We start from the raw sequence: 264 nt of genomic DNA, 5'->3' as shown, positions 1-264 counted from the left end.
GTACAACAGCGTAAAAGCGTAAAGACGGTTTCATGGCCTGTCTCCTTCGATCGAGTCGAGTTCCCGGCTCCACGACAAGCCGTTGATGTAGATGCCCAAGGGATTGCGGCGCAGCCGCTCCTCGGTGCGCGGCGCTTGCAGCACGATCGAGACCACCGCCGTCCAGCGCTCCAGTCCTGCCGCTGCGCCGTTGACGTAGCGGCGCTCCGTCCACCGCACCTGAAATGACGCATAGCTTGCGCGCACGACGCTGTTGACCTGTAC

1 protein-coding gene is annotated in these 264 nt (G+C 62.5%); it reads right to left on the bottom strand.

Annotated features, from left to right (window positions below; translation table 11 throughout):
* Window positions 1-30: 30 nt before the first annotated feature.
* On the bottom strand, window positions 31-264 hold a 234-nt coding region (locus tag AAEZ09_RS28505; protein ID WP_350601693.1), incomplete at its 5' end, for a VirB8/TrbF family protein.

The organism is Pseudomonas sp. 65/3-MNA-CIBAN-0223 (genome assembly GCF_040310425.1).
GTDB classification, from domain to species: domain Bacteria; phylum Pseudomonadota; class Gammaproteobacteria; order Pseudomonadales; family Pseudomonadaceae; genus Aquipseudomonas; species Aquipseudomonas gregormendelii.
This window is presented reverse-complemented; position numbering and strand designations above follow the sequence as displayed.